This window comes from uncultured Streptococcus sp. (assembly GCF_963511325.1).
Lineage (GTDB): Bacteria > Bacillota > Bacilli > Lactobacillales > Streptococcaceae > Streptococcus.
The window spans coordinates 1-7,274 of sequence record NZ_CAUPII010000053.1; the positions used below are offsets into that span (position 1 = coordinate 1).

7 protein-coding genes are annotated in these 7,274 nt (G+C 41.8%); all 7 read left to right on the forward strand.

What is annotated here, in order from left to right:
• The first annotated feature begins 20 nt into the window (after positions 1 to 20).
• The 7 genes from miaA to RQ973_RS09345 all read left to right on the forward strand — a co-directional run bounded on the left by miaA (position 21) and on the right by RQ973_RS09345 (position 6,947).
• On the forward strand, positions 21 to 905 hold the full coding sequence (gene miaA, locus RQ973_RS09315) for a tRNA (adenosine(37)-N6)-dimethylallyltransferase MiaA (protein WP_311523804.1): 885 nt from the start codon (positions 21 to 23) through the stop codon (positions 903 to 905).
• Positions 898 to 2,136: a GTPase HflX gene (gene hflX / locus RQ973_RS09320; protein WP_311523805.1), complete on the forward strand. Its 1,239-nt coding sequence runs from the start codon at positions 898 to 900 to the stop codon at positions 2,134 to 2,136. Before miaA ends, hflX begins: the two co-directional genes overlap by 8 nt.
• Positions 2,129 to 2,752 carry a cystathionine beta-lyase gene (locus RQ973_RS09325; RefSeq protein ID WP_075232412.1) on the forward strand — a complete coding sequence of 208 codons (624 nt, stop codon included), beginning with the start codon at positions 2,129 to 2,131 and terminating at the stop codon, positions 2,750 to 2,752. Before hflX ends, RQ973_RS09325 begins: the two co-directional genes overlap by 8 nt.
• Positions 2,753 to 2,766: 14 nt before the next feature.
• Positions 2,767 to 3,696 carry a ribonuclease Z gene (gene rnz, locus RQ973_RS09330; protein ID WP_311523807.1) on the forward strand — a complete coding sequence of 310 codons (930 nt, stop codon included), beginning with the start codon at positions 2,767 to 2,769 and terminating at the stop codon, positions 3,694 to 3,696.
• Between the two features lie 20 nt (positions 3,697 to 3,716).
• A complete protein-coding gene (locus RQ973_RS09335) occupies positions 3,717 to 4,472 on the forward strand; it encodes an SDR family oxidoreductase (RefSeq protein WP_311523810.1) in 756 nt (251 codons plus the stop codon).
• Between the two features lie 154 nt (positions 4,473 to 4,626).
• On the forward strand, positions 4,627 to 6,375 hold the full coding sequence (locus tag RQ973_RS09340; RefSeq protein ID WP_311523813.1) for a glycoside hydrolase family 13 protein: 1,749 nt from the start codon (positions 4,627 to 4,629) through the stop codon (positions 6,373 to 6,375).
• Positions 6,376 to 6,389: 14 nt separating this feature from the next.
• Positions 6,390 to 6,947, forward strand: coding sequence for an SMI1/KNR4 family protein (locus RQ973_RS09345; protein ID WP_311523815.1), 558 nt, complete (start codon positions 6,390 to 6,392; stop codon positions 6,945 to 6,947).
• The last annotated feature ends 327 nt before the right edge of the window (positions 6,948 to 7,274 follow it).

A 7,274-nucleotide genomic window follows, 5' to 3' on the forward strand; every position in this document is an offset into this window, starting at 1 on the left:
GAATTTTTCAAGGAAAAAAGATGAAAACAAAAATAATTGTGATTGTTGGACCGACCGCAGTTGGAAAAACAGCTCTAGCCATTGAAGTTGCTAAGCATTTTAATGGCGAAGTGGTTAGTGGCGATAGTCAGCAAGTCTATAGAGGTCTAGATATTGGGACGGCTAAGGCTAGTCCAGAAGAGCAGGCAACTGTTCCTCATCATTTAATCGATGTTAGAGAGGTAACCGAGTCTTACTCGGCTTTTGATTTTGTTTCAGAAGCTAAGATGGCTATTGAGGATATTGACAGTCGAGGTAAGCTCGCTATTATTGCAGGTGGAACTGGGCTTTACATCCAGAGTCTACTAGAGGGCTATCATCTAGGTGGAGAGACACCTCATGAGGAGATTTTGGACTATCGAGCTAGTTTAGAGCCTTATACAGATGAGGAATTAGCTCATCTTGTGGAGCAAGCTGGCCTTGAAATTCCCCAGTTTAATCGTCGTCGTGCCATGCGTGCCTTGGAAATTGCCCATTTTGGTCAAGACTTGGAAAATCAAGAGACCTTGTATGAACCTCTGATTATTTGCTTGGATGATGAGCGTAGTCAGCTTTATGAACGGATTAACCACCGTGTGGATTTGATGTTTGAAGCTGGACTATTGGATGAAGCTAAGTGGTTGTTTGACCATTATCCAGATGTGCAGGCTGCTAAAGGGATTGGCTATAAGGAACTCTTTCCTTATTTTCGTGGAGAGCAGTCCTTAGAAGAAGCTCGTGACAGCCTCAAACAGGCGACTCGCCGTTTTGCCAAGCGTCAGCTAACCTGGTTCCGTAATCGTATGCAGGTGACCCTTTATCAGATAGGAGAATCTGGTGTTAAAGAGCGTATTTTAAACCAGATTGAGGAGTTTTTAGATGATTGAAACGGAGAAAAAAGAGGAGCGAGTCCTGCTCATTGGTGTTGAACTCCAGGGCATGGATAATTTTGACCTCTCCATGGAAGAGCTGGTTAGTCTAGCTAAGACGGCTGGTGCAGTTGTAGTCGATAGTTACAGACAAAAACGTGAAAAATACGACTCCAAGACCTTTGTCGGAACTGGTAAGTTGGAAGAAATTGCTCAAATGGTGGACGCAGAAGAAATCACGACAGTCATCGTCAATAACCGTCTGACACCACGGCAAAATGTTAACCTCGAGGAAGTGTTAGGTGTCAAGGTCATTGACCGTATGCAGTTGATTTTGGACATCTTTGCCATGAGAGCTCGAAGCCATGAAGGTAAGCTACAAGTTCATCTTGCACAACTCAAGTATCTCTTGCCTCGTTTGGTTGGTCAGGGGATTATGCTCAGCCGTCAGGCAGGGGGAATTGGTTCCCGTGGTCCTGGTGAAAGCCAGCTGGAGCTTAACCGTCGTAGTGTTCGCAACCAAATTACAGATATCGAACGTCAACTCAAGGTGGTTGAGAAAAATCGGGCGACAGTCCGAGAAAAACGCCTGGAGTCAAGTACCTTTAAGATTGGTTTGATTGGCTACACCAATGCTGGTAAATCAACCATCATGAATACCTTGACCAGCAAGGCCCAGTATGAAGCGGATGAGCTTTTTGCAACTCTAGATGCAACAACTAAAAGCATCCATCTGGGGGGCAATCTACAGGTTACCTTGACTGATACCGTTGGATTTATCCAAGACTTGCCGACAGAATTGGTGTCAAGTTTCAAGTCGACCTTGGAAGAAAGCAAGCATGTAGATCTCCTGGTTCATGTTATCGATGCCAGCAATCCTTATCATGAGGAACATGAAAAAACAGTTCTTTCCATCATGAAAGACTTGGACATGGAGGATATTCCTCGCTTGACCCTTTATAATAAAGCGGATTTGGTGGAAGATTTCACGCCTACTCAAACGCCTTATGCATTGATTTCTGCCAAGTCTAAAGATAGTCGAGAACAGTTGCAAGCTTTATTGCTAGATAAGATCAAGGAAATTTTTGAACCCTTTACTTTGCGCGTGCCTTTTTCTAAGTCCTACAAGATTCATGATTTAGAAAGTGTTGCGATTCTTGAAGAGCATGACTACCAAGATGATGGCGAGGTCATCACAGGCTACATTGCTGAGAAAAACAAATGGAGATTAGAAGAATTTTATGACTGACATCAAATCATTAGCTCTCAAATATGGCGGCTATACAAGTCTAGACAAGGTCTATCTGGATCAGCTTTTAGCTGGTAGGTCTGACCAAGAGCAGTTAGCCCTCATCACCCCTCCCCCCAGCGTAGTTAATGCCTACTTTGCAGAACTTTACCAGAAAAAAAGTCCTCAAGCTGCGACAGATTATTTTGCGGAAGTCAGCCAGGAACTGAACCTCTACAATGCTGAGCCAAGTTTCACGGAAGAAAGCAAGCCCTTTATTCGTCTGAATCTATCAGGCAAATCTTTTGGTTTTTGCTATGAGAGAGAAGGCCTTGGTCGCATTTTCTCTGAATATGAGGAAGCAATCACAGCTGACTTACTTTTTGAAATTGCGCAAATTTTCCCCCATCAGCTAGTCTTTGAGGAGTCTGGAAAAATTTACATGAAGGTTGTCGGGGATGAGGAAATAGTTAGTGTAGAAAGCTTAACAGCTTTAACTGACTTGGAAAGCTTGGCAGATGGTCGCAAGCGTCTCAAAGGTTATAGTCAAGAAGATTTATTACAAGAAGCTAAAGCCTTTACTGGTAAGCTTTATTATCGCTCAGAAAACCGCACCGCTATGTTATATTTTAATTAATTAGAAAGTATCGAATGGATATTCAATTTTTAGGAACAGGGGCTGGTCAGCCCTCTAAAGCCCGCAACGTTTCAAGTCTCGCCCTGAAACTCTTGGACGAGATTAACGAAGTCTGGCTCTTTGACTGTGGCGAAGGAACGCAAAATCGCATTCTGGAAACCACGATTCGACCACGAAAAATCAGCAAAATCTTTATCACCCACTTGCACGGAGACCATATTTTTGGCTTGCCAGGTTTTCTTTCTAGTCGTGCTTTTCAAGCCAATGAAGAGCAGACAGATTTGGAAATCTATGGTCCCCAAGGCATCAAGTCATTTGTCTTGACTAGTTTACGTGTGTCAGGTTCACGCCTGCCCTATAAGATTCATTTCCATGAATTTGACAAGGATTCTCTAGGGAAAATTCTTGAAACAGATAAATTCAAGGTGTATGCGGAAGAGTTGGATCACACGATTTTCTGTGTCGGCTATCGTATCATGCAAAAGGACCTAGAAGGGACCTTGGATGCTGAGAAACTCAAGGCTGCTGGTGTTCCATTTGGACCTCTCTTTGGAAAAATCAAAAACGGTCAGGATGTTGTCCTAGAAAACGGCACCGAGATTAAGGCAGCAGATTATATTTCAGCACCGCGACCTGGTAAGATTATTACCATTTTGGGAGATACTCGAAAAACAGATGCCAGTGTGCGTCTTGGTGTCAATGCAGATGTTCTTGTCCATGAGTCGACTTATGGCAAGGGAGACGAAAAGATTGCCCGCAACCACGGTCACTCAACCAATATGCAGGCTGCTCAGGTAGCGGCAGAAGCAGGAGCCAAACGCCTCTTACTCAACCATATCAGTGCTCGTTTTCTTTCAAAAGACATTAGCCAGCTCAAGAAAGATGCGGCAACAATTTTTGAAAATGTCCATGTGGTTAAAGACCTGGAAGAAGTGGAAATCTAGAAGATCGAGAAAGGAAAAGTATGTCTACTGTTCTCATTACGGGAGCTAGTGGTGGTCTAGCCCAAGAAATGGTCAAACTCTTGCCCAATGATCAATTGATTTTGCTGGGTAGAAATAGAGAAAAATTAGCTCAACTATACGGAAATCATCCACAGGCTGAATTGGTTGAGATTGATATTACCGATGCTCAAGCCCTAGAAGGCCTAGTAGCTGAACTCTACCAGCGCTATGGAAAGATTGATGTTTTGATTAATAATGCTGGCTACGGGATTTTTGAAGATTTTGATAAGATTTCTGATCAAGATATTCATCAGATGTTTGAGGTTAACACCTTTGCTCTCATGAATCTATCTCGTTTGGTTGCTTCTCGTATGAAGGAAATCCGAAAAGGTCATATCATCAATATCGTCAGCATGGCTGGATTGATAGCGACTAGCAAGTCTAGTCTTTATTCAGCGACCAAGTTTGCGGCCATTGGTTTTTCAAATGCTCTGCGCCTAGAACTCATGCCCTATGGAGTCTATGTGACGACGGTCAATCCAGGTCCGATTCGTACAGGATTTTTTGATCAGGCTGATCCGGATGGAACCTACCTTAAGTCGGTTGACCGTTTCCTACTCGAGCCAGATGAAGTAGCTAGAAAGATTGTCAAAACCATAGGAAAAAACAAGCGGGAACTCAATCTTCCAATCTTGCTGCACTTAGCCCATAAGTTTTATACCCTCTTTCCTAAGTTAGCAGATAAGTTGGCTGGGGAGACTTTTAATTATAAGTAGAATCATATTCGCACCTCAAGAGCCAGTAAACACTGACTTTTGGGGTGTTTTATTATCAAATATCTCCCAGTATTGCAAATCAAATTTTAAAATAGTATACTAGAAACATCGATTATAAAAACGTTTGCGTTTCATTATTTTTAGGAGACAAGACATGGAATTGACAGCCATTTATCATAGACCAGAATCAGAGTATGCTTATCTTTACAAAGAAGGTCAGTTACATATCCGAATCAAAACCAAGAAAGATGATGTCCAGCAGGTCATTCTACACTATGGTGATCCCTTTATTTTCATTGAGGATAAGTATGAATCTAAGAAAGAAATGACCAAAGTAACCTCAGATGCCTTATTTGATTATTGGCAGGTTACAGTATCGGTTGATTTTGCACGGATTCAGTATCTCTTTGAACTTCTTGATACAGAAGGCCAGGGTGTCTACTATGGAGATAAGGGTTGTGTAGAACATACTCAAGAAAACTTGGATGCTGAAGGTAATGGTTTCAAGCTTCCTTATATTCACGAAATCGACGGTTGCCAAGTTCCTAGCTGGGTTTCAGAAACTGTTTGGTATCAGATTTTCCCAGAACGCTTTGCTAATGGAAATCCTAATTTGACTCCAGATGGAGCTCGAGAGTGGGATGCTACCATTGCACCTAACATGGATGATTTTTTTGGTGGAGATTTACAAGGGATTATTGACCATTTAGACTATCTAAAAGATTTGGGAATCACTGGAATTTACCTATGTCCGATTTTTGAAGCGACGACCAATCACAAGTACGATACGACGGATTATTTTGAAATCGACCGTCACTTTGGAGACAAGGAAGTCTTTCGTAATCTAGTCGAGGAAGCCCACAAACGTGGTATCAAGATTATGCTAGATGCAGTATTTAATCATATTGGCAACCAGTCAGTCCAATGGCAGGATGTTCTAAAAAATGGAGAAAACTCAGTTTATAAAGATTGGTTCCATATTCAGGAATTTCCAATTACTGAGGATAAGCTTAAGAAGGCCAGAGAATTACCTTATCATACCTTTGCCTTTGCTAGCTATATGCCTAAGTTAAATACAGCAAATCCTGAAGTCAAAGACTATCTTTTAAGTGTTGCGACCTACTGGATTGAGAATTTTGATATCGATGCTTGGCGTTTGGACGTTGCCAATGAAATTGACCATCAGTTCTGGAAAGATTTTAGAAAGGCAGTTCTCGCTAAAAAGCCTTATTTGTACATCTTAGGTGAAATCTGGCATACTTCTCAGCCTTGGCTAAAAGGGGATGAGTTCCATGCTGTCATGAACTACCCGCTCTCTGAAAGTATCAAGGATTATTTCTTGCGTCAGCATAAAAAGACAGAGCAGTTTATTTCAGAAATCAACAGCCAGTCTATGTACTACAAGCAACAAATCTCGGAAGTGATGTTTAACCTTCTGGATTCTCACGATACGGAGCGTATCCTCACAACTGCCAATGGAAATATCCAGCATGTCAAGGCAGCCCTAACTTTCCTCTATCTGCAGAAAGGTACCCCTTGTATCTATTACGGAACAGAGCTAGCACTATTAGGTGGACCAGATCCCGATTGCCGCCGTGTCATGCCTTGGAACCGTGTTTCTGAGGACAATGATATGCTGAATTTCATGAAGCAATTAATCAAGGTCCGTAAGGAAATTTCAAGCATTATTCAATATGGAACCAATAAGCTAGAAGAAGTGAAGCCAGATGTTCTGTCATTAACCTGGAACTACGAAGGGAAAGAAGTTCAGGCTATCTTTAACCAGTCTAAAGAGAATTTTGTTTTAGAAAGAGACTCTGTTGATTTAGCTAGTCATTGCCAGCTTAAAGCTGAACAAGAGGTTATCTTACCAGCTGGATTTGTAGTTACTGTTTCTGAATAAAAAGGAATAAAATGATGGCACTCAAGGAAGTTTATGATTATTTTCGTCACTATGATAAGGAAACTTATCAAGTTGTCGCCTGCATGGGCAATGAACCATCGGAAGAAGATGTTCAGGATTTTGAAAATCAATACGGCATTCGTCTGCCAGAAGATTTCAGGGAATTCACCATGTCAGCTCTGGGAGGTCTCTTTATGGAAGTCAGGGAAGAGCTATGGCCAAGAGCCAAGGCTTACGATGTAGCCCCTTTTTGGACCTTCTGCCGAGGTATCAAGGTCTTGGGAATTGCAAATGGCATCCCAGACTTCCTAGACATTCGAATAAAAACTAAGGAATTACATGATTTAGAATTTGTTGACTATATTCCATTTCTATCTATCATCGGGGATGGAGATGTGATTTTCTGCTTTGATAAGGACAATCATATAGTAGCTCTAGATTGGTATAATAGTGGCGAAACTGAAGAGCTTGAATGTGATTTTTCAGGACTTTTACTCCATCAAATTGCCGAGCTAGAAGAGCGAAAAAATGAGATGGTCAAGCTGCTGGACAAGGGTAAATCTAGTCAATAATCTATAAGGAAATATCAGTTTGATAGTCCGTAAAAGAGGTTGGGACAAAAGATCCCGACCTCACTTTTTATTAGCAATCAAACTTTGACGCGGTAGCTGATTGAACTTTCTGTTCGTCTTTTATACTCTTCGAAAATCAAATTCAAACCACGTCAGCGTCGCCTTTCCGTATATATGTTACTGACTTCGTCAGTTCTATCTACAACCTCAAAGCAGTGCTTTGAGCAACCTGCGGCTAGCTTCCTAGTTTGCTCTTTGATTTTCATTGAGTATTAGACTCCAAAAAGCTCCTAATCATCCTCGCGGGGCTGGGACTACGAAATCGAG

Excerpts from the sequence above, each read along its gene's own strand:
- miaA (WP_311523804.1), top strand. The coding sequence starts at position 21 with ATGAAAACAAAAATAATTGTGATTGTTGGACCGACCGCAGTTGGAAAA.
- hflX (WP_311523805.1), top strand. The coding sequence starts at position 898 with ATGATTGAAACGGAGAAAAAAGAGGAGCGAGTCCTGCTCATTGGTGTT.
- RQ973_RS09325 (WP_075232412.1), top strand. The coding sequence starts at position 2,129 with ATGACTGACATCAAATCATTAGCTCTCAAATATGGCGGCTATACAAGT.
- rnz (WP_311523807.1), top strand. The coding sequence starts at position 2,767 with ATGGATATTCAATTTTTAGGAACAGGGGCTGGTCAGCCCTCTAAAGCC.
- RQ973_RS09335 (WP_311523810.1), top strand. The coding sequence starts at position 3,717 with ATGTCTACTGTTCTCATTACGGGAGCTAGTGGTGGTCTAGCCCAAGAA.
- RQ973_RS09340 (WP_311523813.1), top strand. The coding sequence starts at position 4,627 with ATGGAATTGACAGCCATTTATCATAGACCAGAATCAGAGTATGCTTAT.
- RQ973_RS09345 (WP_311523815.1), top strand. The coding sequence starts at position 6,390 with ATGGCACTCAAGGAAGTTTATGATTATTTTCGTCACTATGATAAGGAA.